Origin of the sequence: Halosimplex amylolyticum, from assembly GCF_051414035.1 — an archaeon.
Classification (GTDB): Archaea; Halobacteriota; Halobacteria; order Halobacteriales; family Haloarculaceae; genus Halosimplex; species Halosimplex amylolyticum.
The window spans coordinates 171,622-197,153 of the sequence record NZ_JBLKNW010000002.1 but is presented as its reverse complement, the minus strand read 5'-3'; the positions used below and the strand labels follow the sequence as shown (position 1 = coordinate 197,153).

General features: G+C 66.9%; 24 protein-coding genes. 16 read left to right on the top strand and 8 right to left on the bottom strand.

The window, feature by feature from the left end; translation table 11 throughout:
* The first annotated feature begins 51 nt into the window (after positions 1-51).
* Positions 52-1,062, top strand: a complete 1,011-nt coding sequence (locus ACMGFE_RS11595; RefSeq protein ID WP_436925359.1) for a threonine aldolase family protein — start codon at positions 52-54, stop codon at positions 1,060-1,062.
* Positions 1,063-1,113: 51 nt separating this feature from the next.
* On the opposite strand, the gene ACMGFE_RS11590 is transcribed toward ACMGFE_RS11595, so the two are convergent.
* Positions 1,114-1,266, bottom strand: a complete 153-nt coding sequence (locus ACMGFE_RS11590) for a DUF7859 family protein (protein ID WP_436925358.1) — start codon at positions 1,264-1,266, stop codon at positions 1,114-1,116.
* Between the two features lie 269 nt (positions 1,267-1,535).
* Here ACMGFE_RS11590 and ACMGFE_RS11585 point away from each other — a divergent pair, with 269 nt between their 5' ends.
* On the top strand, positions 1,536-2,180 hold the full coding sequence (locus ACMGFE_RS11585; RefSeq protein WP_436925357.1) for an ArsR/SmtB family transcription factor: 645 nt from the start codon (positions 1,536-1,538) through the stop codon (positions 2,178-2,180).
* Positions 2,181-2,260: 80 nt separating this feature from the next.
* On the opposite strand, the gene ACMGFE_RS11580 is transcribed toward ACMGFE_RS11585, so the two are convergent.
* A complete protein-coding gene (locus ACMGFE_RS11580) occupies positions 2,261-2,803 on the bottom strand; it encodes a metallophosphoesterase (protein ID WP_436925356.1) in 543 nt (180 codons plus the stop codon).
* A gap of 82 nt (positions 2,804-2,885) precedes the next feature.
* On the opposite strand from ACMGFE_RS11580, the gene ACMGFE_RS11575 reads away from it, so the two are divergent.
* The 4 genes from ACMGFE_RS11575 to ACMGFE_RS11560 all read left to right on the top strand — a co-directional run bounded on the left by ACMGFE_RS11575 (position 2,886) and on the right by ACMGFE_RS11560 (position 7,839).
* Positions 2,886-3,845, top strand: coding sequence for a cation diffusion facilitator family transporter (locus ACMGFE_RS11575; RefSeq protein ID WP_436925355.1), 960 nt, complete (start codon positions 2,886-2,888; stop codon positions 3,843-3,845).
* Between the two features lie 95 nt (positions 3,846-3,940).
* A complete protein-coding gene (locus ACMGFE_RS11570) occupies positions 3,941-6,181 on the top strand; it encodes an ATP-dependent DNA helicase (protein WP_436925354.1) in 2,241 nt (746 codons plus the stop codon).
* A 371-nt stretch (positions 6,182-6,552) separates the two neighbouring features.
* Positions 6,553-7,014 carry a GyrI-like domain-containing protein gene (locus ACMGFE_RS11565; RefSeq protein WP_436925353.1) on the top strand — a complete coding sequence of 154 codons (462 nt, stop codon included), beginning with the start codon at positions 6,553-6,555 and terminating at the stop codon, positions 7,012-7,014.
* Positions 7,015-7,149: 135 nt separating this feature from the next.
* On the top strand, positions 7,150-7,839 hold the full coding sequence (locus tag ACMGFE_RS11560; RefSeq protein WP_436925352.1) for an HAD family hydrolase: 690 nt from the start codon (positions 7,150-7,152) through the stop codon (positions 7,837-7,839).
* Here ACMGFE_RS11560 and ACMGFE_RS11555 read toward each other — a convergent pair.
* Positions 7,836-9,332 carry a PAS domain-containing sensor histidine kinase gene (locus ACMGFE_RS11555; RefSeq protein WP_436925351.1) on the bottom strand — a complete coding sequence of 499 codons (1,497 nt, stop codon included), beginning with the start codon at positions 9,330-9,332 and terminating at the stop codon, positions 7,836-7,838. The genes ACMGFE_RS11560 and ACMGFE_RS11555 overlap by 4 nt on opposite strands.
* A gap of 66 nt (positions 9,333-9,398) precedes the next feature.
* Positions 9,399-10,691, bottom strand: coding sequence for an O-acetylhomoserine aminocarboxypropyltransferase/cysteine synthase family protein (locus tag ACMGFE_RS11550; RefSeq protein WP_436925350.1), 1,293 nt, complete (start codon positions 10,689-10,691; stop codon positions 9,399-9,401).
* A 226-nt stretch (positions 10,692-10,917) separates the two neighbouring features.
* Between ACMGFE_RS11550 and ACMGFE_RS11545 the strand changes: the two genes are divergently transcribed.
* From ACMGFE_RS11545 to ACMGFE_RS11535, 3 genes are all read left to right on the top strand, one after another.
* Positions 10,918-11,217 (top strand): hypothetical protein, encoded by a 300-nt coding sequence (locus ACMGFE_RS11545; protein ID WP_436925349.1) that lies wholly within the window; start codon positions 10,918-10,920, stop codon positions 11,215-11,217.
* Positions 11,218-11,331: 114 nt separating this feature from the next.
* Positions 11,332-11,628: a hypothetical protein gene (locus ACMGFE_RS11540; protein WP_436925348.1), complete on the top strand. Its 297-nt coding sequence runs from the start codon at positions 11,332-11,334 to the stop codon at positions 11,626-11,628.
* A 262-nt stretch (positions 11,629-11,890) separates the two neighbouring features.
* Entirely contained in the window at positions 11,891-13,099 is a 1,209-nt protein-coding gene (locus ACMGFE_RS11535; RefSeq protein WP_436925347.1) for an RNA-guided endonuclease InsQ/TnpB family protein, read from the top strand.
* Between the two features lie 78 nt (positions 13,100-13,177).
* Here ACMGFE_RS11535 and ACMGFE_RS11530 read toward each other — a convergent pair whose 3' ends face one another.
* Positions 13,178-14,851: a DNA-directed DNA polymerase II small subunit gene (locus ACMGFE_RS11530; RefSeq protein WP_436925346.1), complete on the bottom strand. Its 1,674-nt coding sequence runs from the start codon at positions 14,849-14,851 to the stop codon at positions 13,178-13,180.
* Positions 14,852-15,033: 182 nt separating this feature from the next.
* Between ACMGFE_RS11530 and ACMGFE_RS11525 the strand changes: the two genes are divergently transcribed.
* On the top strand, positions 15,034-16,050 hold the full coding sequence (locus ACMGFE_RS11525) for a S24/S26 family peptidase (protein ID WP_436925345.1): 1,017 nt from the start codon (positions 15,034-15,036) through the stop codon (positions 16,048-16,050).
* Positions 16,051-16,136: 86 nt separating this feature from the next.
* On the opposite strand, the gene ACMGFE_RS11520 is transcribed toward ACMGFE_RS11525, so the two are convergent.
* On the bottom strand, positions 16,137-18,032 hold the full coding sequence (locus ACMGFE_RS11520) for an AAA family ATPase (protein ID WP_436925344.1): 1,896 nt from the start codon (positions 18,030-18,032) through the stop codon (positions 16,137-16,139).
* Positions 18,033-19,134: 1,102 nt separating this feature from the next.
* Here ACMGFE_RS11520 and ACMGFE_RS11515 point away from each other — a divergent pair.
* From ACMGFE_RS11515 to ACMGFE_RS11495, 5 genes are all read left to right on the top strand, one after another.
* Positions 19,135-19,776 carry an Era-like GTP-binding protein gene (locus ACMGFE_RS11515; protein WP_274321957.1) on the top strand — a complete coding sequence of 214 codons (642 nt, stop codon included), beginning with the start codon at positions 19,135-19,137 and terminating at the stop codon, positions 19,774-19,776.
* A 5-nt stretch (positions 19,777-19,781) separates the two neighbouring features.
* Positions 19,782-20,171: a DUF2073 domain-containing protein gene (locus tag ACMGFE_RS11510; RefSeq protein ID WP_436925343.1), complete on the top strand. Its 390-nt coding sequence runs from the start codon at positions 19,782-19,784 to the stop codon at positions 20,169-20,171.
* A gap of 6 nt (positions 20,172-20,177) precedes the next feature.
* On the top strand, positions 20,178-21,086 hold the full coding sequence (locus ACMGFE_RS11505; protein WP_436925342.1) for an OapC/ArvC family zinc-ribbon domain-containing protein: 909 nt from the start codon (positions 20,178-20,180) through the stop codon (positions 21,084-21,086).
* Between the two features lie 151 nt (positions 21,087-21,237).
* Positions 21,238-22,752: an aldehyde dehydrogenase family protein gene (locus ACMGFE_RS11500; protein WP_436925341.1), complete on the top strand. Its 1,515-nt coding sequence runs from the start codon at positions 21,238-21,240 to the stop codon at positions 22,750-22,752.
* 116 nt (positions 22,753-22,868) lie between these two features.
* The gene (locus ACMGFE_RS11495; RefSeq protein ID WP_436925340.1) at positions 22,869-23,000 is read left to right on the top strand and encodes a hypothetical protein; all 132 of its coding nucleotides are present in this window, start codon (positions 22,869-22,871) and stop codon (positions 22,998-23,000) included.
* Positions 23,001-23,072: 72 nt separating this feature from the next.
* Here the strand turns inward: ACMGFE_RS11495 and mdh are convergent, their stop codons facing one another.
* On the bottom strand, positions 23,073-23,996 hold the full coding sequence (mdh, locus tag ACMGFE_RS11490; protein ID WP_436925339.1) for a malate dehydrogenase: 924 nt from the start codon (positions 23,994-23,996) through the stop codon (positions 23,073-23,075).
* 163 nt (positions 23,997-24,159) lie between these two features.
* Here mdh and ACMGFE_RS11485 point away from each other — a divergent pair, with 163 nt between their 5' ends.
* Positions 24,160-24,951, top strand: a complete 792-nt coding sequence (locus ACMGFE_RS11485; RefSeq protein WP_436925338.1) for an Sjogren's syndrome/scleroderma autoantigen 1 family protein — start codon at positions 24,160-24,162, stop codon at positions 24,949-24,951.
* Between the two features lie 41 nt (positions 24,952-24,992).
* On the opposite strand, the gene ACMGFE_RS11480 is transcribed toward ACMGFE_RS11485, so the two are convergent.
* Positions 24,993-25,526 carry a redoxin domain-containing protein gene (locus tag ACMGFE_RS11480; protein WP_436925337.1) on the bottom strand — a complete coding sequence of 178 codons (534 nt, stop codon included), beginning with the start codon at positions 25,524-25,526 and terminating at the stop codon, positions 24,993-24,995.
* Positions 25,527-25,532 lie beyond the last annotated feature (6 nt).

Sequence of the window (25,532 nt, the reverse complement as noted above, 5' to 3'; positions counted from 1 at the left end):
TGGTGGTCGCGTCGAGCCACCTATTTCCCTGGCGAGCGCGAACCGGAGGGCATGATCGACTTGCGCAGCGACACCGTCACGAGACCCGACGACGCGATGCGGGCGGCCGCCCGGGACGCGGAGGTCGGCGACGACGTCTACGGCGAGGACCCGACCGTCAACGAACTCGAAGCCCGCGTCGCCGACGTGCTCGGGACCGAGGACGCGCTTTTGATCCCCTCGGGGACGATGGGCAACCAGGTCGCCGTCCGGACGCACACCGACCGCGGCGAAGAAGCGATCCTCGAACGCGAGAGCCACGTCTACAAGTGGGAACTCGGCGGCGTCGCCCAGCACTCCGGCGTCCAGGCCCGCCCCGTCGACGGCGACGAACGCGGCGTCGTCACCCCCGAACAGGTCCGGGACGCCTACGTCGCAGCGGACGGCCACCGGGCCGGCACGGGCCTGCTCGCGCTGGAGAACACGCACAACAGCAAGGGCGGCACCGCCATCGCGCCCGAACGGATCGACGCCGCGGCCGCCGCCGCCCGCGAGCGTGGCGTCCCCGTCCACCTCGACGGCGCGCGCCTGTTCAACGCCGCCGCCGCGCTGGAGGTCCCCGCCGAGCGATTCACCCGCGAGGTGGACTCGGTGATGGTCTGTCTCTCGAAGGGGCTCGGCGCGCCCGTCGGATCGGTGCTGGCGGGGAGCGAGGCGTTCGTCGAGCGCGCCCATCGCGTCCGCAAGCTCATGGGCGGCGGGATGCGCCAGGCCGGGATCCTCGCCGCACCCGGCCTGCTCGCGCTGGACAACCGCGACCGCCTCGCCGAGGACCACGAACGGGCGCGACGGCTCGCCGCCGGCCTCGACGACATCAAGGGGGTCGAGGCGCCCGAACCGGAGACGAACATCGTCGTCGCGGGGACGGACCAGCCGGCCGACGACGTGGTCGCCGCCTGCGAGGGCGAAGGCGTCGGCTGCGTCGCCTTCGGCGAACATCGCGTGCGCTTCTGTACGCACTGGGACGTGGACGACGAAGATATCGACCGCGCGCTCGAAGGGATCGAGCGAGCGATCGCCTGAGCGGCGAGCGGAACGAACCGGTCGGTCCCGGCCGCTACAGGCGGCGGGCCGTCACTGGCGGCCCTGGTTCATGCCTTCCTTGAAGCCCTGTGCGGTCCGGCGGAGGAACAGGTACACGAGGAAGACGAACCCGAGGAGGATGACGACGATGGCGACGAGGACCGGATCCTCGAAGAACCCGGAGATCAGATCACCGATCTGCATGCCCCCGGCTACCGCCCCGCCGGGCAAAGAGGTTTCGGCACGGCCGCTCCCGTCCGCCGACCGGCGAACCGCCGTCCCGTCGGGGGATCTACCCGTTCCGTCGATAGCTGTGCCCGTTCCCTCGGCGGATGCATCTGCTCCGTCGGGGCTCGCTGCTCGGGCAGCGGCCGCACCCGCGCCGTCCCGCGGTGACGGTCGCGCCCGGCGGCGACGAACCCGCCAATCGGGTGATAAGACTGATACCCCAGCAGTGCAAAGCGCGATGTGAGATGTCGCTGCTGCCCTCCAAACCCGACACCACCGCCGCGGACGACGCGGAGCCGCGGGTGGTCGGCGTCGAGAGCGACGACGCCGACGACCTCCTCTCTGCGCTCTCCTCCGGGACCGCCCGCCGGCTCCTGGGCGAACTCCACGAGGACCCCGCCCCGCCGGCCGAACTCGCCGAGCGAGTCGACACCTCGCTCCAGAACGCACAGTACCACCTCGAGAACCTCGAAGAGGCCGGCGCCGTCGAAGTCGTCGACACCGCCTACTCCCAGAAGGGTCGGGAGATGGACGTCTACGCGCCCGCCGACCAGCCGCTGGTCATCTTCGCCGGCGACCAGGAGAAGTCGACCAGCATCCGCACGGCCCTCTCGCGACTCCTCGGCGCCGTCGGCCTGCTCGCCGTCGTCAGCCTCGTCGTGCAGGCGCTGGCCGGCGGGTCCGTCCTGCCCTCGTTCGCCAGCGGCGACGGCGCCGCCGAGAGCGAGGGCGCGGCGGCCGCGGCTCACACCCCGACGCCGGTCCCCGACGCCGGCGCCATGGAGGCGGCGACCGGCGCCGCGGGCGGCCTCCCGCCCGGCGCGTTCTTCTTCCTGGGGGGTGCCGCCGTCCTCGCCGGCGGATTCGTGGTGTGGTACCTCACTAACTGAAATCCGCCTTTGAGTTTTCGCCGTCTACTTTTCCGTCCCGTCCGAAGCAACGAATGCGCGCCGCCCCGCTTCGGCCCCCGTCACTCCCGCCCGGTGGCGGGCAGGTCGAACTCGCTGAAGACCTCCCCGTCCGGCGCCACGAGCCGGCCTTCCCGCCCCTCCTCGGCCGGTTCGAGTTCCGCGTGCGCCGGGCGGTACCAGCGCGGGTCGGCGTGACTCCCCGGATTCAGGATCGCCACCGCCCCCGTTTCCCGCCACCCTGGCTCGTGGGAGTGCCCGACCACGACGACGTCCGCTCGCTCCTGCCGCCCGAGGAACGACAGCGCGGTGTCGTCGTGGTCGTGGCCGTGAACGACGACGAACCGAAGCCCTGCACGCTCCACCGTCCGCGTCGGTTCCAGCCGCCCGCGGATCCCCGCTTCGTCGTTGTTCCCGTACACCGCCACGAACGCGCCGTCGCCGTCCGCGTCGGCGCCCGCCTCCGACTCGAACGCCTCGAGCACCGTCTCCGTCGTGAAGTCGCCGGCGTGGATCACCAGTTCCGCCTCGCGGACCGCTTCCAGCGTCCGTCCCTCGAGTCGGTGTCCGTCGGTGCCGTGGGTGTCCGAGACGACAGTGATCACGGCCGGAAGGCGGGCGTCGACGGACAAAAACGCCGCGAGTCTAACCCAAGCGTTTTGCCCGGTCCGGTTGACTCAACAGGAAATGGCAGGTAGCAGAGGCGTCGTGATCGCGGCGTTGTTCGCGAACGCTGCGATCGCGATTCTGAAGTTCATCGGGTTCCTGTTGACCGCGAGTCCATCGATGCTCTCGGAGACGTATCACTCCATCTCCGACACGGGCAACCAGGTGTTCCTGCTGATCGGCCTCCGCTTTGGCAGCCGCGAGGCCGACCGGCAACACCCATTCGGCTACGGGAAGGCGCAGTTTTTCTACGCCTTTCTCGTCTCCGTGTTCCTCTTCGGCATCGCGGGCTGGGAGTCGCTGAAACACGGGTACCACGTCCTCACGCACGGGGGCACCGAGGCCGGCGGGGCCATCGAGTTCCTCGGGTTCAGCTACGAACCCGCGTTCGGGTTCGACCTGTTCTACGTCAACGCCGCGGTCCTGCTCGCGGCCATCGTCTTCGAGTCCTGGGCGTTCAAGAAGGCCTGGGCCGAGATGCGCCGACAGATGGCCGAGAACGACTGGGGCGGGATCCGGGAGGCGTTCCGCAAGACCAGCGACGTGACCACGCTCACGGCGCTGACCGAGGACACCATCGCGCTGCTGGGGCTGGTCGTCGCGCTCCTCGGGATCACCCTCGCGCGAGTGTTCGACGAGCCGTTGTTCGACGCCGCCGGCGCACTGGTCATCGGGGGGATGCTGATGGTGTTCGCCGTCGCGCTCGCCTGGGAGAACAAGCGGCTCATCCTCGGCGAGAGCCTCCCGCAGGACGAGGAACGCAAGCTCAGGGCGATCGTCACGGACCGCGAGGAGGTCGACCGCATCGTCGACTTCCGGACCGTCTACTTCGGCCCCGAGCGCATCGTCGTCTCCGCGGACGTGGAGTTCGCACCCGGGTTCCAGGGGGGAGACCTCGACGCCATCATCACCGAGATCGAGGAGGAGATGAAGGCGACGAACGGGAGCGTCCGCACGGTCTACATCGAACCCGAGGTGTAGCGCTCGGCGGGCGGCCCGTCCGGTGCGGGGCCCCGGACCACTTTCGCCGCGATGGGGCTAGGGCTTTTATTCGGGCGCGCAAACAGCTATCTACAGTGGCGAGCGCGTCAGACCCACCGGACTATCTCCGCTTTTTCCCGTACGACGAGCCCTACGACCACCAGACCGAGGCGATGGGCAGTATCTACGACGCGCTGGAGGACGCCCGGAACGTCCTCTTCGAGGGGGCGACCGGCACCGGCAAGACGCTCTCCGCGCTCGCGCCCGCCCTCGAATACGCCCGCGAGACGAGCAAGACCGTGGTCATCACGACGAACGTCCACCAGCAGATGCGCCAGTTCGTCCGCGAGGCCGCCGCGATCACCGACCAGGAGCCGATCCGCGCGGTCGTCTTCCAGGGCAAGGCCTCGATGTGCCACATCGACGTCGGCTACGAGGAGTGTCAGGCGCTGCGCGACACGACGCGCGAACTCGTCGACGCCGAGGAGAACAGGGCAGAACTCGAAGCCCAGCAGCGCGCGCTCCTCGAAGAGAGTCAGGACGGCAGCGCCGAGGCCGCCGACGCCCGCGGGGCGGTGATGGACGAACTCGAATCCGTCGAGGAGGAGATCGGCCAGATCCGCGAAGATCGCAACGTCTGCGACCACTACTACCGCAACCTGACCGCCAACACCGACGAGTTCTACGGCTGGCTGTTCGACGGCGTCCGCACGCCCGAAGACGTCTACGACTACGCCGACCGCGAGGGGCTCTGTGGCTACGAACTCCTCAAGGAGGGCATGGACGGCGTCGATCTGGTCGTCTGCAACTACCACCACCTGCTCGACCCGATGATCCGCGAGCAGTTCTTCCGGTGGCTGGGACGGGACCCCGAGGACGTCATCGCCGTCTTCGACGAGGCCCACAACGTCGAGGACGCCGCCCGCGACCACGCCCGCCGCACCCTCACCGAGACGACCCTCGACCAGGCCGTCGACGAGCTGGAGACGACCGAGGACCCCCGCGCAGACGCCGCGCTGAACGTCCTCACCACCTTCCGCGACGCGCTGGTCGATGCCTACCAGGAGGCCTTCTCCTTCGGCGAGCGCGAGGGCGTCGACGAGCACTGGTACGATCTGTCCATCGACAACGACGACGCCCGCGACGACCTGACGCTCGCCTTTCTGCAGCACTACTCCGGCCCGGGGTTCCGGACGGAACTCGATCGGACGCTCGACCTCGGGCGGGAACTCGACCAGCGCTACGAGGAGGCCTACAAGAACGGCGAGACGACCTCCCGCCAGGAGTGCCAGACGCTCCAGGCCGCCTCCTTCGTCGAGGACTGGCTCGACGAGTCCGCCGCCGAGGGCCAGTACCCAGTGGTGAGCGTCAGGCGTGCGGAAGAGGGAGGCCCCCACGAGGCCGGCGAGATCTACGGCCGCGCGGAGCTGTACACCTGCATCCCGAGTTCGGTCACCGCGGAGCTGTTCGGCGACCTCTACGCGGGCGTCCTGATGAGCGCGACCCTGCGGCCGTTCGACGTGACCGAGGACGTCCTCGGGCTGGACGAGCCGGAGACGCTCGCCTACGGGCCGCAGTTCCCCGAGGAGCGCCGCCGCACCTACGCCGTCGACGGTCCCGCCCTCTTCGCCAGCAAGCGCGACGACATGGAGGTGCAGTCGACCGTCGCCGAGGTGCTGGAAGACGCCGCCCGCATCACGCCCGGCAACACGCTCGCCTTCTTCCCGAGTTACAGCGAGGCCGAGCGCTACCACCAGCGAGTCGACGCCGGCGGGGCGACGTACCTCGACCGCCCGGGCACCTCCGCGAAGGACCTCCGCGAGGCGTTCACCAGCGACGACGGCGCCGTCCTCTTCACGTCGCTGTGGGGCACCCTCGCGGAGGGGGTCAGCTTCGACGGCGACGACGCCCGCACCGTCGTCGTCGTCGGCGTCCCTTACCCGCACCTCGACGACCGCATGGACGCCGTCCAGGAAGCCTACGACGCCGCCTTCGGCGAGGACGACGAACAGGGCCGCGGCGGCGCGAGCGGCCGCACGAACGACGACGAGGGGGCGGGCTGGCGCTACGCGGTCGAGATCCCGACCGTCCGGAAGACCCGCCAGGCGCTCGGCCGCGTCGTCCGCTCGCCCGAGGACTTCGGCGCCCGCATCCTCCTGGACAGGCGCTACACCGAGCGCTCGGAGGTCGAGATGCGCGACTACTCGGTCCGGGGCACCTTCCCCCCGGAGGACCGCCGCGAGATGGTCGATATCGACCCCGAGAAGCTGAAGTTCGCGCTCCTGAACTTCTACCAAGATGTCGACGGCTACGACGGCGACCCACCGCGCCCGTAAGGCCGCTCACCGGACGCGAACGCAGTGAGCGTCCGGCCTTTCGTCCACGTCTTTCGACGAGTGGGTCGCGGAGCGACCCCGAGGAGAAAAAGGTGGTCTCACCTGGACGTCGACGGCTACGACGGCGACCCGCCGCAGCCGTGAGTAGCGACGATTCCGTCGACGTATGCGAACGGGGTCCTGTCGAACGCAGTGAGACAGGGCTCGGAAGACGGACGGAGTGAGTCTTCCGGTGAGTCGTCCGTAAGGGCGTATTACCGCGGTTGAACCTGCAAGGAGTGGATGCGAGTACGTGCGGGCTGGGCGCGACCTGTTCGTCGAGTTATCCCCCGATTCCGGGGACGTAAGCGGGTTCCACCCCAATCGAGCGTATGGTACTCGACACACACGAGTCGGAGACCGAACGCCACGGTAACTTCCTCGTCGCGGGGGTCGGCCACCGCGGCACCGAGGTCGACGAGGCCGCCCTGTGGGCCTCGCTCGACGACTACGCCGAGGACCTCGAGGAACACGCTGTCGGTACCGACCACTACGCGGTCATGTTCGACGTCGACGCCGACAGCGGCGAGTTCACCTACGTCGCCGGCCGGGAGGTCGACTCCGCCGACGATCTCTCGCCGGAACTGACCGTCGTCGAGATCCCCCAGGCCACCTACGCCGTCCTGCGTCCCGAGTACGAGACCGTCGACGAGATGGTCCTCACCATCCACGAGGAAGACCTCGACTACGACGACGAGGACGTCCACACCCCCATTTTCGAACGCTACGAAACCCGCCACGACCCCTCGACCGTCTCCGACCGGGAGATCTACGTCCCGGTCCGCGACGACTGACTCTCTCCGTCCCGGTCCGCGACGACTGACCCCGTCGCAGCGCCGGCCGCGGTCCCTGTTCCCGCGCCTCCAGCGATGCGTCCGTTCCACCCGAAACCGGGGGGTTTGAATCCCCCCGTATCGAACGGGTGAGCCATGACCGTAGTCGCGTTCGACTTCGACGGGACCCTCTCGGACTCGGAGATGACCGTCCTCCTCGGCCGCCAGAACGGCACCGCCGAGGACATGGCCCAGATCACCGAGCGGGCGATGAACGACGAGATAGAGTACGCCGAGAGCCTCCGCCAGCGCTGCGCGCTACTGGAGGATCTGCCGGACGAGGACGCACAGGCCGCCTTCGACCAGGTCGAACTTCGTCCCGGTGCGGCGGACGTGATCGCCGCGCTCCGAGAGGCCGGCGTCTTCGTGGCCATCCTCACCGGGGGATTCGAACGCGGCGTCGCCGCTGCACTCGAAAAAGAGGGCGTCGAGGTCGACGCCATCGTCGCCAATCGACTTCCCGTCGCCGACGGGAAGAGCGAGGCGCGGAGCGCCTCGGAAGACACGAGCGGGCAGCGCTCGCGAGTGCTGACCGGCGCGGTCGACGGCCCGCTCATCGAGGGGACCAAAGACGACGCGCTCGAAGTTCTCACGGCCGCCGTCGGCGAGGACCGGGCGGACACCATCGCCGTCGGCGACGGCGCCAACGACCTCCCGATGCTGTCGGTCGCCGGCCTCGCCGTCGGTTTCGACCCGAAGCCGGCCGTCGCGCCGGCCTGTGACACCATCGTCGAGACGATGGCCGATCTGCAGGACGTCCTCGAAGGCGAAGACGTCCTGGACTAAACGAACTCGACGCCGCGGAACTCGAACCGCGCCCCACCGAGCGGACGGTGGTCACCGGGGGCGTCGTCCGGCCCGGGGAAGCCGTCGTCGTCGCCGACGGTGACGCGCCAGCCGTGGGCCTCCGCGATGACCTGCACGATGGCGAGTCCGAACCCGGTCCCGTCGTCGGAGGTCGTGTAGCCCGACTCGAACACTTTCTCGCGCTCGTCGTCGGGGATGCCCGGGCCGTCGTCCGCGACGTAGAAACCCGACCAGTCGCCGAGCGGGCCGATCCTGACCGTGACGTCGTCGCCGCCGTGGAGGACCGCGTTCCGGAAGAGGTTCTCGAGGAGTTGTCGGAGTCGCGCCGAGTCTGCCTCCAGCGTGAGGTCGTAGTCGAACGTCAGCGTTCCCGCGTCGCCGGTGGCGGTCGCCCAGCAGTCCGTGGCGACCGACTCCAGGGAGACCGCGTCGGGGTCCTCGACCCACTGGCCGTGGCGGACCAGTTCGAGCAGTTCTTCCAGCAGCGCGGCCATCCGGTCGAGCGCGTCGGCGGCTGCGTCGAGGTTGTCGCTCTCGTACTTCTCGTTCGCCAGGCCCAGGTGGCCCGACGCGACCTGGAGCGGGTTGCGGATGTCGTGAGAGATGACGCTCGCGACGGTCCGCAGTCGTTCGTTCTGGCGTTCGAGCTGTCGTTCCTGGCGCTTCCACTCGCTCAGGTCGTGCGTGAGGCCGATCAGCCCGCGGATCTCGCCCGTCTCGTCGCGCCACGGCACCTTCGACGTGACGAAGAAGTAGTTCCACTCCGGGTCCGTGCTCACTTTGTCGATGATCGCCTCGCCTTCCTCGATGACGCGCATGTCGTCCTCGTAGCTCTCGCGTCCATCCTCGCCCCAGATATCCAGGTCGGTCTCGCCGACGTAGTCCCGTGCCTCCGGGTTGTAATCGCTCACTCGCACGTGTCGTCCCTCCTCGTCCTTGATGTAGAGGTAGACGGGGATCGATTCGAAGACGGTGTCGAGGATGTTGCTCTCGCGTTCGAGGAGCGTGCGCTCGGTGACGTCCCGGACGGTCAGCAACGCGTGGGGCTCGCCGGCCACCGCAACCGGTTTCGCGGTCACTTCCACGGCGACTTCTCTCGCCTCGGCGACGTCGACGGACAGCGCGCCGTCGTCGCCGTCCGGCATCACCGGTGCGCCCCCGCTGCCCGGTAGCCCCCCGTCGAAGACCGAACCCCCGTCGGCGTCGCGCTCGATCACCCGCTCGAACGTCGTCGGTTCCGCGAGCGCGTCGACCCACTCGGCCCCCGACGCGGCGTCGACCAGCGGCGTCTCGCCGATCCCGGTGCCGACGAGCGACGTCTCACCGACGCCGAGCGTCGTCTCGACCGCTTCGTTGGCGAACACTATCCGTCCATCATCGTCGCAGGCCACGATCCCCGCGTCGACAGACGAGACGAGCGTCTCGAAAAACGCCTGGTTGGCAGTCGTTCCCGGCTCGAGGCCGTCGTCCATGCGATACCCCCAACCGATGCACTTGATCTATAAAAGTCGGTCGGGGAATCGGAGTGAGCCGGCGCGCTACTGCGTCGCGGTCTCGATGGCCTGGTCGAGGTCGGCGACGATGTCGTCGACGGATTCGACGCCGACCGACAGGCGGACCATGTCGTCGGTGACGCCGGCGGCTGCCTTCTCGTCGTCGCTTAGCTGCTGGTGCGTGGTCGACGCGGGGTGGATGATCAGCGTCTTCGCGTCGCCGACGTTCGCGAGCAGGGAGGCGATCTCCGTCGACTCGACCGTCGAACGGGCGGCGTCGTAGCCGGCCTCCAGGCCGAAGGTTATCATGCCGCCGTAGCCGCCGTCGAGGTACTCGCTTGCCTCGTCGTGGGTCTCGTGGTCGTCGAGGCCGGGGTAGGTGACCCACGAGACCTCGGGGTGGTCGGCGAGGTGTTCGGCGACGGTCTGGGCGTTCTCGCAGTGGCGGTCCATCCGCATCGGGAGCGACTCGAGACCCTGCATGGTCGTCCACGAGTCGAAGGGCGACTGCTGGCTCCCCAGGTCGCGCAGGCCGCGGGCGACCGCGGCGTAGGTGAACGCGGCGTCGCCGAAGCGCTCGCGGAAGTTGACGCCGTGGTAGGCGGGGTTCGGCTCCGCGATCTCCGGGAACTTGTCGGCGTGCTCGTCCCAGGGGAACGAGCCGCCGTCGACGAGTACGCCGCCGACGGTCGTGCCGTGGCCGTGGATCCACTTCGTCGTCGAGTTCCACACCAGGTCCGCGCCGTGGTCGAGCGGCTGGCAGAGGTGCGGCGTCGCGAACGTGTTGTCGACGAACAGCGGCACGCCGTGGTCGTGGGCGATGTCGGCGATGCGTTCGATATCCGGCGTCACGAGCGCCGGGTTGCCGATGGTCTCGAAGTGGACGTAGGCGGTGTCGTCGTCGATGGCGTCCGCGTAGGCCTCGTAATCGAGCGTGTCGACGAAGCGCGCCTCGACGCCCATCCGCGGCGCGGTGTGGGTGTAGTAGGTGTAGGTGCCGCCGTACAGCGACGAGGCGGTGACGATATTGTCGCCGACGTCCGCGAGCATGAACGTCGCGAGATTCAGCGCCGCCATCCCGGACGAGGTGGCGACGGCGGCGACGCCGTTCTCCAGCGCCGCGATCCGCTCTTCGAGCATCGCGTTCGTCGGATTCATCAGCCGCGAGTAGATGTGGCCCGGCTTCTCGAGAGCGAACTGCGCGGCGGCGTCGTCGGCGTCCTCGAAGACGTACGACGTCGTCTGATAGATCGGCGGCGCGCGAGCGCCGGTGGCCGCGTCCGGTTCTTCCTGCCCTACGTGTAGTGCCTCGGTCGCCGGATCCCAGTCGTCGGACATACGACGAGCAGAGGGACGCTACACACATAAGTTCCCTCAAGCGGGCCAATACCGCCCGCTGTCGCCGATTCCGGCAGGATTTCGTGCCCATCCGAACCGGTTCGCTGTCCCGTCGAAGCGATCCCGGCCGTCTCGGTTGCACCTGAAAGGAAGGGGTCTCTCGAAATCGGCGTCTGACGCACGTCTGACGCGTCTTCATACGGGTCCAGTTCGTCGGACTCACCCAATGAGTCGCACCGGAATCGGCAGTCGACTGGTCGCGACCGTCAGCGCGGAGGTGCTCCGGGTGGTCGGCCTGCTCACGGCCCTGCTGTCCGCCGGCGTCGCGGGAGTAAGCGTCTCCACCGAGTACGGCCTCGCCGTCACCGCCGAGGCCGGGAGCCAGACGGCTGCGTCCGTGGCCGACGTGAGCACCGTCGGCGCGCTCGTCGAGTTCGCCGCCGCCCACCCCGCCTACCCGGCCGCAGTGCTGGTCGGGGTCGTGCTGGTCGTCGCCGGCGACGAAACACCTGTTCTCGGGAGCTAGCGATGTCACGTCGTGGGGCACCGTCGCGCCGTCGCTCACGAACGTTCGATAGATCGGCCGTTTCGAATCGTGTCTGACGTAGATTTATGCGGTCGTGCCGTCTGGACACGCTCGATGGCGCGACTCGGCGGCGAACCCGGTACGGGAACGATTCTCGACGGGCAGACGCTCCGGATCGCCGGGCTGGTGGCGGTCTGGTGCGTGGTGGCCGTCACCGCCGCGAGCATCACCACACCACACGGGCTCTCTGTCCCAGGTCAGTCGGGGGCGAACACTATGACTGTCGCCGCCGACGTCGACACCGTTGTCGCACTCGTCGAGTTCGCCGCCGCGCATCCCGCGTATCCGACCGTCGCGCTGATCGGGCTCGTCCTCGTCGTCGCCGGCGAGGAGACGCCGCTGCTGGGCTGATCGGTCACGAAACGTCGCAGGCTGGTCGACCGGACGGTTCGACCCGAAACCGGGGGTTCGGGCGCCCGCGTTGCGCCCGTTCGCCCGCTGTCACCTAATTCGAGGTGGAGGCCCCACCCTCAAGGAGCACCGGGCTTTCGGCCCTGGCGGAAGCACAAGCGGTAGGGTGGGGAGGAAACCGACCTGGTACTAATCAGCCGCCAGACTAGTGGCTGCTAACTCCCAGCTATTAAGTAACTACAAGCATACATGTGAAGATATCGTGAAGTACCGTCGTACCGCCGTTATCAAGCTCGACACGCCCGAAGGCGCGGATACACACCTGCGGGAGACTGTCGAGCAATTCAAATACTGTGCCAACACCGCGAGCGAGTGGTGCTGGCACGGCGACGACGGCTACCACGTCACATCGAAAGCCAAGGCCGACGATGCGCTGTACGACCAACTCCGCCAGGACACGGAGCTGACCGCGAATCTCGTCCAGAAAGGGATTCGCCAAGCTGTCGAAGCCGTCAAAAGTGGCGTCGAACGGCTCAAAATCGGCCAAGAGACGTCCCGTCCAACGTTCACGGCTGGTACCGCCGTCTACGACAAGCGAAGCGCCACGTTCCACCGTGACCATGTTTCGCTTTCGACACCGGACGGGCGTATCGAGTGCGACTACATTCTGCCCGACGATGCCGAGACACCGCCGACGAAGTACGTCGCGGACGAGGACTACGAGTTTCGGCGGGCAACACTGCATCGACGCGACGGCGACTGGTATCTCCATGCGTCGATGCTCAAAGAGGACGACGACACCGACTCCACGACCGGGCACAGAACAGTCCTCGGTGTGGACCTCGGTGTGAATCAACTCGCGGTCGCTTCGACCGGGCGGTTCTGGTCGGCAGACGAGTTTAACCACTGGAAACGAGAGTACGAGAATCGGCGTGGCGACCTCCAACAGTGCGGGACACGAGCCGCCCACGATGCGATCGCGGGTGTCGAACGCAAGGAGGACGGACGCTTCGAGATGTTCCTGCATCGTGTCGCCAACGAGATCGTCGCCGAAGCCGCCGAACACGACTGTTCGCATATCGTGTTCGAGGACTTGACCGACATTCGTGAAAACGTCCCACAGGCGTCGTGGCACCATCTCTGGGCGTTCCGTCGTCTCTACGAGTACGTCGCCTACAAAGCCAGAGAGCAGGGCATCGAAGCCGTCCAAGTAGATCCACGGAACACCTCGAAGCGATGTTCGACCTGTGGGTTTACCCACGACGACAACCGCAACGGCGAGGACTTCGAGTGTCAGGACTGTGGCTACCGGAACCACGCCGACTACAACGCTTCCAAGAACATCGGCCTTCAGTATCTCCGGCGTCGGCAAAACGCAGACGACGGAGGCGCACCCGTAGACGTGCGCTTGAATCGCGGGACGCTGAACGTGAGTGGAGAGTGCAATCTTCCCGCCTCAACCGAGGCGTAGAACGGGAGTCCATGCGAAAGCCCTCCCCTCAACGAGCGAGTGGGGCCATTGCCCCCGAGCGAAGTAGGGAAGGGTAGTTTACTCGAAGTCGTGGATCCGCAGGTCGAGCGTGTCGAGCGAGACGATGGGCGCGAAAGCCACGTCGGGGTCGATGTTCATGCGCTCCTGGAAGTCCGTCTGGGCCTGCCAGCAGCCCGAGTTGATCGTCAGGACGTTGTGGTACTTGCCGTAGCCGAGTTTGTGGACGTGTCCGGCGTGGAAGACGTCCGGGACCGTCTCCATGACGAGGTGGTCCTCTTTCTCGGGCGCCAACCGTGTCTGGCCGCCGAACTGCGGCGCGACGTGGCGCTTCTTGAGGAGCTGGTACATCGGCTTGTGCGGCTCGTCGTAGGTGGCCTTCTCGTCCGGGAGCTCGGCGATGACCTCGTCGAGGGAGACGCCGTGGTACATCAGCACGTCGACGCCTTCGACGGTGACGGTAGAGGGGTTGCCCGAGATGCGGGCGTCGTGGGCGCTCATAATCGACCGCAGTTCCTCGTCGAACGCCGGCTGCGGTTCGGCGAGGCGGACGGCGTCGTGGTTGCCGGGGATCATGACGATCTCCACGTCGCCCGGGACTTCCTTGAGGAGTTCACTGAACTCCTCGTACTGCTCGTAGATGTCGATGATGTCGAGTTCCTCGTCCTGCCCCGGGTAGACGCCGACGCCCTCGACCATGTCGCCCGCGATGAGGAGGTACTCCAGTCGGTCGGCGTCGGCGGTGTGCAGCCAGTCGGTGAACCGATGCCAGGCGTCGGCCTCGAACTCCTGGCTGCCGACGTGGACGTCGCTGATGAGCGCGGCCTCGACCTCGCGGTCCGCGGTCGACGGATCGTGGGTGCGCGGGATCTCCGGGAAGTACAGCGAGTCGACGAAGAGGATGCCCCCGTCGTCGGCGAGCGTCCCGTCCACGGCGATCACCTCGTCCAGGAGGAGTTCGTTGACCAGATCGGCGATGTCGCGGTCTTTCATCACCAGGCAGGGGAAGGTCCCGTTCGTATCCTCGAGTTCGACCAGCCAGTGCCCGCTGGCGGTCGACCGGATGTCCGAGACCATCCCGACCATGGCGGCCTCGCTCCCGCCGGGCATCGACTCGATAGCGTCGGTCGGCCGGTGGTTGACCCGACCGCGAAGTTGCTTCGAGAGCTTCTCGTAGCGGTCGCGAAACACCGCGACGAAGTCCGAGTACTCCCCGGTCCCCGTGCTCGAGATGTCACCCTCGACGTCGATCGACTGCTTGTCTGGATCCGCCGGCGTCCGTCCGCCCTCCGGTGATCGTTCCGCTCCCGTCGCCCGTTCCTCGTTCACGTCCGCCGCAGCAGTCGAAGCGTCCCCCTCGCTCGCTTCCCCGCTCGCGTCGTCGTCGACCCCCTTCGTTTCGAGTGGAGCGTCGGTACCCGCTTCCGTCAGTTCGGAACTGGTCTCTCCAGTCGAAACAGAGGGGTTGTCCGAACGCGCGGAGTCGTCGGTTCCGGCGGGCGCGTCGACGGCGACGTCGCCGACGGACTCGCCGGACCGTGATCGGGTTTCGACGGCGTCTTTGACGTGTTCGGCGGTGAGTTTGACCGCCTCGTCGGGGACCGTTTCGAGTGTACGTTCGAGGGCGCTGACGGGGTCCGGCGCGGCGGCGATCAGGGTGACCGCCTCGGGGTCGGCGTTGTATCCGCGCCTGGCGAGTTCGTTGGCGACGTGGACCGGCGTCTCGAGCGGCACAGTCGATGATCGGAGGCGGTCCGCAAAAGCGTAGCGAACCGGCAAGCGAGTGGTCCGCAATCTGCCAGTCACGAACGCGTGGCGCCGGTGCGGCGAAATCTGACGCGATTCCGTCGCCGTCGGCCGATGCCTCGCGACCCCGGTCAGAACATTCAAACGGCCACTGCACGAACGGACAGTCAATGAGTCCGCCCCGCGACGGCGAAGATTCCCCCGGCGACGGGCCCGACGACAACCATTCTCAAGACGTCCCTCCCTCCGACCACGACGACACGAACCGCGTCTCTCCCGCCGACGGCGACGATACGAACCGCCCCACTCCTATCGGAGATGATTCGACGCGGGGCGACGGTCCCCTGGACCCCGACAATTCGGCGACCGCCAGAGCCGACGAGAACCCTCCCAGAGAGCCCGACGGAGACGGCGGCGTCGCCCCCAACGGCTCGGGTCGATCAGTCGACGCGCCGGCGGCCAGGCGGGCCGAGCCGGACCGGGAAGGGGACGGTAGCGCGCTACAGACGTTCGTCGTCGACGTGCTGAGCAGCGCCATCGCGGTGTTGCTGGTCGGCGTGCTCCTGTTCGCGGTCAGCGGCGTCTGGCCGCCGATGGTCGCGGTCGAGAGCCCGAGCATGACGCCGCACATGAAGACCGGCGACCTGGTCTTCGTCATGGAGGAACAGCGCTTCCCGGGCGACGGCGCCATCGCGGGAACCGGCGTCGTCACCGCCCAGACGGGCGAACGGACGGAGTATCGGAAGTTCGCGAAGACCGGCGACGTGATCGTCTACGAACCCGACGGCCGGCAGGACAGGACCCCGATCATCCACCGGGCGATGTTCTGGGTCAACGAGAGCGAGAACTGGTACGAGAAGGCGGACAAACAGTCGATCGGTCGCTACAGCGAGTGCGGGGAGACCACCGACGAGGCGCTGCCGAACTGCCCGGCCCCCCACGCCGGGTTCGTCACGAAGGGCGACGCCAACGGCGTCTACGACCAGGCACAGGGGCTGAGCAGTCCCGTCAAGCCCGCCTGGGTCGTCGGGACCGCCGAAGTCCGGATCCCGAAACTCGGCTGTATCCGTCTGCGCTCGGAAGGCTGTACGAACGGGATGCTCGGGTTCTCCGGTCCGAGCGCCAGCGCCACCACGTTCGAGCGTTCCTGTCTCTGTAACCGGACTGTCGAACGAGCGGCACCCTGACTCCCGGACGGTCGGTATCCTGATTCCCGGATGTGCGACGTACAGAAATCGCGATCCGCGGGTTCGGAACGGCCGCCGCAGGTGGATTACTCGTTGTCGAAGCGCGTCTGGACGAACGGTTGCGTGTCCTCGATCTCCGAGAGGCGCGAGTCCGACATGAGGACGGCTTCCGTCTCGTCGATGGGGACGGAGAGTGAGATCTCCTTGGTGCGCCCGTAGCGGCCCTTGCTGACGACGACGGCGTTGACGATACCCAGCATGTCGAGTTCGGAGATGAGGTCGGTGACGCGGCGCTGGGTGAGCGTGTCGACGTCGATCTCCTCGCAGAGCCGCTGGTAGACGTTGTACACCTCGCCGGTGTTGATGTTGTGAACGCCGTTTTTCTCCAGCATGATGATCGAGAAGAGGACGAGCTTCGACTGGGTGGGGAGCGTGCGGACGACCTCGACGACGCGGTCGAGTTCGATCTTCTCCTGGGCCTTCCTGACGTGGGCCTCGTTGACGTTGTCGGTCTGGTCGCGCTCGGCGAGTTCGCCGGCCGTCCTGAGCAGGTCGAGCGCGCGGCGGGCGTCGCCGTGTTCCTGCGCGGCGAAGGCCGCACAGAGCGGGATCACGTCGTCGGTGAGTGCGTGACCTTCGAACGCGACTTCCGCGCGGTGTTCGAGGATGTCGCGCAGCTGGTTGGCGTCGTACGGGGGGAAGACGATCTCCTCCTCGCCGAGGCTCGATTTGACGCGCGGGTCCAGGAAGTCGGTGAACTTCAGGTCGTTCGAGATGCCCATGATCGACACGCGGGAGCGTTCGAGCTCGGAGTTCATCCGCGAGAGATTGTAGAGGGTGTCGTCGCCGCTCTTCTCGACGAGCTTGTCGATCTCGTCGAGCATGATGACGACGACGCGTTCGTGGTAGTCGACCGCGTCGAAGAACGTGCTGTACACCCGGTCCGTCGGCCACCCGGTCATGGGGACGTGTTCGAACGATTCGCGGTCTTCCCGGAGGGTATCGATCCGGTCTTCGACGGCAGCGAGCGAGTCGTACTCCGTCTCGGCGAGGACGTGTTCGTTCTCGCGCGCACGCTCGCGTAGGTCGCCGAGTTCCCCGAGTTCCTCGTCGATGACCGCCTCGTTCTTCTCGATGAACTTGTTTGCGAGCTGTGCGAGAACGCGGTACTGCGTGTCCGTCACCTCGCAGTTGATGTACTCCACCTCGCAGGGGACCTCGTACTTCTGGGAGGTCGACTCGAGTTCCGTGCTGACGAACTTGGCACTGGCGGTCTTGCCCGTCCCCGTCTTCCCGTAGATGAGGATGTTCGACGGGGAGTCCCCGCGCAGCGCGGTCACGAGGATCGTCGCCATGTTGTTGATCTGCTCCTCGCGATGTGGCAGCTTCCGGGGGGTGTACGACGGGCGCAGCACCTCCTTGTTCTCGAAGATCGGATCGCCCGCGAGGAGGTCGTCGAATAGCCCCTGTGAGGCCTCTTCGGGGTCCTCGGAGGCGACGTCGTCGAGCATCACATCGTCGAGAACAGACGACTCGCCGTCCGTCTCGTCGGCGACGGGAGCCGAATCGACGTCGACGGTCGGCGACGAGTTCCCCGAACCGCGTACCGTCGCGGACGGATCGATCCCGTCGTTCGTCCGCTCGGCGGCCGTACTGGCGGAACCTCCGTCCTCGGCGTCACTGCCGTCGTCGAGATCCGGTTCGCTCGTGTCAGCAGTTCCCCCGGGCGGTGAGCTCTCGTCAGACTCCACAGCGTCCTCGGTCGCGGAAGACTCGCCGGGAGAGGGGGACCCGTGGGAACCGTCGGCCGCGACTTCGTCTGCCGTCGGCTCGACGGGATTTTCCGCCGAACGGTCGTCGCCGTCAGTTCGCGACTCTGCCCCGTCGGATGGCGCCTGTACCTGTTCCTCCTCGTTGCCCACTCCATCCACGCGGTCGGGTGAATCGAGCGTCGTGTCCTGATCGTTGTCGTCGCCGTCCATTATTCTGTGATTGCTCCGATTCCGAACCCCTCTATTTCGTCTGGAAACCCGGTTCCGCGCCCTCGGAACTCCACTTACACCGAGTAATACGCCGCCATCTCCCGATTTCGGGTGTGACGGCGTGTCCAGTTGAACCACAAGAACCCGTGGTTGATACGATATTAAATATTTCGGTGAGTACCGCCGTCGGGTACTTCTCAGACCGTTCGATTCGGGAGTTAGAAGTCCCACAGGTAGATTTTTCTGATTTTTCGGCGTCAGGTCATTCGGCCGAGTTCGCGAAATCCGTCTCCTCGTTCCCGACGTTCCGATCGACCTGTCGCCGTTCGAGATATTCTAGCCGGATCCCCCCCACCCCATCGTTTCGGGTGGAGCGAGCGAAGAGAGGGTGGGGGGTGAGCGGGACTTGGATGAGTGCCTCTAGAGAGAAAGATTTACTACCTAGTCACTAAAACCAAATCCGCACTAGTAGGAAAACAATTTTTCATCGGGTTTTGTTTCTAGGACTAGGGTGGTAATGCGTGTCAGTAATCGTTGTATGTCTAGAAGACATCGGTATGGCTTCGAAAATCACTCGTGAACATCTCGGTGTGAACTGTCTATCCTGCTCGAGGGTGTACTCCGTCAGACGTCGCCCGGGGCTGTCCACGCTTCCACCTGAAACGAGGGGGTGGGGGTGTTGCCCATCCCGCTTTCCCAGTCGTCAGTCACTCCGGATTCGTCCCGAACGCCGGTACCGACATCCGTTCCCCCTCCGTTTCAGGTCCGGGTCCTTCGACCGACTCGGGAACGCTCCGTTGTACCATCGTTCAACTCGATCTTTCACCGATTCCTCACAACACACTCCGTACTCCCTCGCATCGAGAGCTCCCGCAACGCACTCCGTCGCTTCTCTCGCAACTTCTTCCCGCCACTCGGTCGCTCAGTGATGGGTCACCACACTGATACCACTATCGGCATCACTCGTGAGACGCCGCATCGGCCGCCGAACCGGCCGAATTCCGCGGTTTACTTCGTATAATTTATGTTTGTCTGACGTAGGCTTAAGTAAGTCGGCACGGCTTATTCGCTCAGATGCGTCCCTGTGGCGCAGGAGGATAGGATGGGACTGTTCACAGAACTCAAAGACAGCATCTCGCGGGCAGCATCGACGCTGTTCTCCGAGGAAGACCCGAAACGTATCGGTATTTACGGCCCGCCGAACGCGGGGAAGACGACGCTCGCGAACCGCATCGCGCGCGACTGGACTGGCGACGCGGTCGGTCCCGAGAGTCACGTTCCCCACGAGACGCGACGCGCGCGCCGGAAAGAGAACGTCGAGATCGAACGCGACGGCAAGACGGTGACCATCGACATCGTCGACACGCCCGGCGTGACGACGAAAGTCGACTACACCGAATTTCTCGAACACGACATGGAGAAAGACGACGCCGTCCGTCGCTCTCGTGAGGCCACCGAGGGCGTCGCCGAAGCGATGCACTGGCTTCGCGAGGACGTCGACGGCGTCATCTACGTGCTCGACTCGACCGAGGATCCGTTCACGCAGGTCAACACGATGCTCATCGGGATCATCGAGAGCCAGGACCTGCCCGTGCTGATCCTCGCGAACAAGATCGACCTAGAGGAGTCGAGCGTCCAGCGGATCCGCAACGCGTTCCCGCAACACGAGACGACGGAGCTGTCGGCGCTCGAAGGAGACAACATGGACGAAGTGTACGACCAGATAGCGGAGTACTTCGGGTGACAACCATGGCAGAAGCAAGACATCCCGAAGACGAAGACGGTGTGCAGATAGACCTGATCAGTGCCGAGCGGATGGACGGAAAGACGACGATGGAGAAGATCCGGATGATCCTGGACGGCGTCCGGGACAACAACATCGTCATCCTCGAAGCCGGCCTGACGCCCGACGAGGAGTCGCGGCTCATCGAGGTCACGATGACCGAGATCAGCCCCGACGAGTTCAACGGCATCGAGATCGAGACCTACCCCAAATCCAAGGCCGACGATTCGAGTCTCCTCGGCCGACTCATGGGCAAAGAGGAGACGAAGAAACTCACCGTGATCGGCCCGGCCAACCAGATCGAGACGCTCCACAAGGACGAGACCCTCATCAGCGCACTCGTCTCGCGGAAATAGCCAGGTATGCCCCATCAGTGTACGAACTGCGACCGGACGTTCGCCGACGGCTCCAAGGAGATGCTGTCGGGCTGTCCGGAGTGTGGCGGCACGAAGTTCCAGTTCCGGCCGGACGGCTTCGGCGGGCCGGACTCGACCAGCGACGGCGCAGACGCGACCACGGGCCCGGAGCCGACCGAGAACGCCGAGTCGCCGCCGGACCCGACCGAGCGACCCGGCGAGTCGATGACGCGGACTGTCGGCAACGCCGCCGCGACGGTTCGAGACCTGGTCAGCGGCTCCGCCGGGAGTGACGCGACACAGGCCAAACCGCCCGCCGACGCCCAGTCGACGGCCGAATCTGCACCCGCTCCGGATTCCTCGACGGCGGCATCCGCGACGGAGACGTCGGCGGACGCGGCCGCGACGGAGTCCACGACGTCGTCGAACGGCGGACTGGACGACGACATCATCGTCGCCGAGTCCGAACCCATCGAGGGCGAGGACACCGCCCAGGCGGACGCCCGGAGTCAGCTGGTCGAACCGGACGAGATCCCCGATTCCGAGGGGTTCGATCCCGCCAGCCTGGACGAATCGGACGCGCCGCCGGACGCCGATGGCGGTGTCGACGTCATCGAGGTCGGTGAGGACGGCGACGGAACTGCGTCCGAACCGACCGAGGAACCGGGCGCGGAGTCCGCTCCCGATCGGACGGTGGCGGACGAACCCGACGCCGAACGGGCCGACCGGCCGGACCTCGCGGAACTCCGCGAGGAACTCAACGACCAGTTCGAGAGCATCCGCGTCGTCGAACCCGGCCAGTACGAACTCAACCTGATGGAGCTCTACGACCGCGAGGAGTACATCATCGCGCTCCAGGAAGACGGCCGCTACAGCATCCAGGTGCCCGAAACCTGGCGCCAGGCCGACGCCTGACTCTCTCCTGGGCCCCATCCTCCTGCGTTTCGTCCTTTCACATCGCTGTCCGTCGACGTGAACCCGTTCGTCCGGCAACGGGTGGCAACATTCGCCACTGCCCACTTGATTTAACACGATCTTTTTGTCGATACCGGACTCACGGTCGCGTATGGCACAGCAGGCGCCACACCCGGCGGAGGGATCGCTGTCCACGGAGACGGACTGGGGGTTCCAGTTCGTCGACGGCGAGTGGATCGAACGGGGGGATCGCGAGGGGATGGACGTGTTCGATCCGTCCACGCGAGAGCGAATCGCGACCGTCCCCGCGGGGACGACTGGGGACGTCGACGCGGCCTACGACGCGGCGGCGTCGGCACAGCCCGAGTGGGAGGACACGCCGCCCCACCGGCGGGCGTCGGTGATCCGGTCGTTCGTGGATGCGCTCGACGACCACTTCGGGGAGTTACAGTCCTTGCTCACGGCGGAGTCGGGCAGCTGCGCGACCAAAGCCAAGTTCGAGGTGATGACGGCGAAGGGGGTCGCCCAGGAGGCCGCCGGCTTCCCGACTCGCGTCTCGGGTGAGTACAGGAACTCGCTCATCCCGGGGAAAGACAACCAGGTCAAGCGGGTCCCCGCGGGGGTGGTCACCGTCATCACGCCGTGGAACTTCCCGCTCAGCCTCACCGCCCGTGCGATGGTCCCCGCGCTCGCGCTCGGCAACGCCGTCGTCCTGAAACCAGCGCCCAACACCCCGATTTCGGGTGGACTCGCCGTCGCCCGCCTCTTCGAGGAAGCGGGGCTCGAACCGGGCCTGCTCAACGTCGTCACGGGTCGAGACGAGGAGGTGGGGGACGCGATTTCGGGACACAGCGGCGCCGACGTCGTCGCGTTCACGGGATCGACCGAAGTCGGCAGACGCGTCGGGAAACGCGCCGTCGACTCGCTGGCGTTCCCTGCACTCGAACTCGGGGGGAACGCGCCGTTCGTCGTCCTCGACGACGCCGACCTCGACGCGGCGGTCGACGCCGCGGTCTACGGAACGGTCTACCACAGCGGGCAGGCCTGTATCTCGATCAACCGGCACCTCGTCCACGCGTCGCTCGCCGACGAGTACGTCGACCGGCTCGCCGAGCGACTCGCGGGCGTCCCCGCGGGGAGCGCCCACGACGAGGGAACGGTCGTCGGCCCGCTGGTCGACGAACGCCAGCGTGACAGCGTCCTCGAATACGTCGGCGACACCGTGGACGCCGGCGCTGCACTCGAAACGGGGGGCGAGACGGTCCCGATCGACGGCGTCGACGACTCCCTCGTGGTCGCGCCGACGGTGCTCTCGGAGGTGACCAACGACATGGCGGCGGCATGCAACGAGCACTTCGGTCCCGTTGCCCCCGTTATCACGTTCGCGGACGACGACGAGGCCGTCGAGATCGCCAACGACACCGAGTACGGGCTCGCGGCGGCGGTGTTCGGCGGGGACCTCGGTCGCGCCGAGACCGTTGGGGACGCCATCGACGCGGGGATGGTCCACGTCAACGACCAGCCGATCAACGAGGAACCGCACGTCCCGTTCGGCGGACGGAAGGCCTCGGGCATCGGTCGCTACAACGGCGAGGAGGTCGTCCGCGAGTTCACTGAACCGAAGTGGGTGTCCGTCCAGCGGAAACCCAGGCGGTACCCGTTCTGAACGCGCGGGGGTGCACTGCCATTCCGAACCTGTACCGGCGCAATCGTGCGGTTTCCGGTGCAGGCACAATCGTTATACTCTCGGCCGTCGATACTCGTCTCAACGGAGTGTTTCCAGTGCACCGACAGCGATCACACCTCGAAGAGTGGGCGTCTCTGCTCGACGAGCGCGTGTCGGAAGAGGCCCTCGACGAGGGGCCGGGACGCGACAGCTCCGCCGACTGGTCGGAGCCACGACAGGGCGGTTGAGACGCGCCAGCGAATCCGTCGTCGACGTCCCGGAGGGCACCCGCTAGCAGGAATCGAACCGCGATAGACTCGTCAGTCCTCGCTCGTCATCTGCTCGTACTGGTCGGAGAGCTTCTCGGCCGCCTCGTCCATGAGCTCGTGCTCGTAGTCCGAGAGCTCCCACTCGACGACTTCCTCGACGCCGTTCGACCCGAGTTTGACGGGGACGCCGAAGGCGGTGTCCTCGTAGCCGAACTCGCCGTCGAGGACGACCGAACCGGGGAGGACTTCGCCGGTGTCGCGCAGGATGGCCTCGACCATGTGCGCGACGCCGGTGGCGGGTCCCCACTCGGTGGCGCCCTTGCGTTCGATGACGTTCATCGCCGACTCCTGGAGGTCTTCGAGGATCTCCTCGCGCTCGTCGGCGGAGAACTCGGGGTCGCGGCCGTCGACGCGGACCTTCGAGAAGACCGGGACCTGCGCGTCGCCGTGTTCGCCCAGAATGGTGGCCTCGACGTTGCCGACCTGCGTGTCGAAGCGCTCGGAGAGGACGTAGCGGAACCGCGCCGAGTCCAGGCGGCCGCCGAACCCGACCACCTGCTGGCGGTCGCGGTCGCCGGTCTCGTAGAGGTGGCGGTTGAGGAGGTCGACCGGGTTCGACGTCGTCACGGTCACGTAGTCGTCGTTGTGCTCGGCGAGCGACGAACCGATGTCGTCCATGATCGGTGCGTTGTCGCCCGCGAGGTCGATCCGCGTCTGGCCGGGCTGGCGGGGGATGCCCGCCGTGATGACGACGACGTCCGAGCCTGCGGTGTCCTCGTAGGTGCCCTGCCGAACGGTCGTGTTGGCGTCGTACGCTACCCCGTGGTTGGCGTCGGCGGCCTGTCCGATGGTCACGTCTTCCTGGTCCGGGATGTCGACGAACACGAGGTCGTCGACGATGTCCCGAAGCGCCAGGTTGTACCCCGCTGCTGCCCCGACGGTGCCGGCGGCACCGACGATGCTAACTTTCGTCATACCACGTGAAACTGTCCCACGTTCAGGGGGTAAATCTGTCGAAACCCGCCCGAGAGGGCCGTCATTCGTCCATTCTGTGTTCGACAAACGTCGATTGCAGGGGCCGCTTCCGTCCGGCCGCCGTGGCGACGGCCTTTTTGGCGGTCGCTGGTATCCTTGGGGTATGAGCGACTTCGACAAGGAAGCCGAGCGCGAGCGGCTCCGGGAGAAGTACGAGCGCGACCAGCAGAAACGGGAAGCCAGCGAGCGGATGAGCGACCTCCTGTTGAAGGGCGCGACGATGACGAACTCCCACTGCGGGAACTGCGGCGACCCGATCTTCCGCTACGACGGCGACGAGTTCTGTCCCACCTGCCAGCAGGTCGTGACGAACGACGAGGCCGTCGAGGAAGCAGCCGAGACCGACCAGCAGGGCGACGGTGTGAAATCCGACGCGGGCCAGACCGGAGACGAGGAGAGCGCGACCGCCGACGAGAACGGCGACGCGCCGGACCACATCGAGATCAAACAGCCCGACGGCCCCGCCGTCCGCACCGGCGCGGACCAGGCCGCTGCCGACCAGGCCAGTGAATCAGAACCGGGCTCGCCCGAGGCAGACGCCAACTCGGCCGAAGCGAACCCCGCGGACGCGACAGACGCGAACGCTACCGACGTGAGCGCTACCGACGCGAACGCCGTCGCGAGCAGCGAGTCACAGTCGACGCCGTCGGGGCAGAGCGTCGGCTCACCGCCGAACCGGCAGCCGCCGACCAGCAGCTACTCAGAGGCTGACCAGTCGGCTGCCGCCGGCGACGCGAACGACGACTTCGCCGCGGCGCGCGCGTCGCTGGTCCGGACGCTCCGGAAACACGCCGAGCGCGCGGAGAACTGCGACGACCCCCGGCGCGCTCGCGACCACCTCACGGCGGCGCGCGAAGCGGCCGAGGCGCTATCGGCGCTGTCCGGTTCGTACTGACGCGAAAAGCCGCAATACTGCCCCGCCCCCCGTCTGCGATTCTACCTGTCGAGCGCGTCGAGCGCCGCGTCCAGTGCTTCGTCCGGATCCGGACATTCCTGGAGCGTCTCGCCGCCCTCCGTGTAGACGAGACGCGGGTACGTCGAGCGCGTGTCGAGGACGCCGATCCCCGGCAGCGTGTCGGTGCCCGTCTCGACGTCCGCGAACGCGTCGAAGCGCGGCGTCCCGTCCGTCATCGCGGGGGCCGCCCCGGCGTCGGCGTCCGGGGTAGCGGCCAGTTCCGCGGAGTCGGCGAGCACCGGGTACGTCAGGTCGTAGCGACGACGCCAGTACGTCGCCCGGTCCTCGGTGTCGGGGAGCGCGCCGACGACGGCCACGTCCTCGGCCGCGAAGGACTCGAACGCGTCGCTGTACGCTACCGCCCGGTCGCGGGACACCTGGCAGTAGTGGTCTCGGAGGAGGAGCACGACTACGGCGTCGAACTCGGCCGCGAGATCGTCGCTCGCGACCGTGTCCGGCCCCGGCCCCCCGTTCGGCAACTCGAACCTGACAATCCAGTGCATGCCGTCGCTCATCTATGG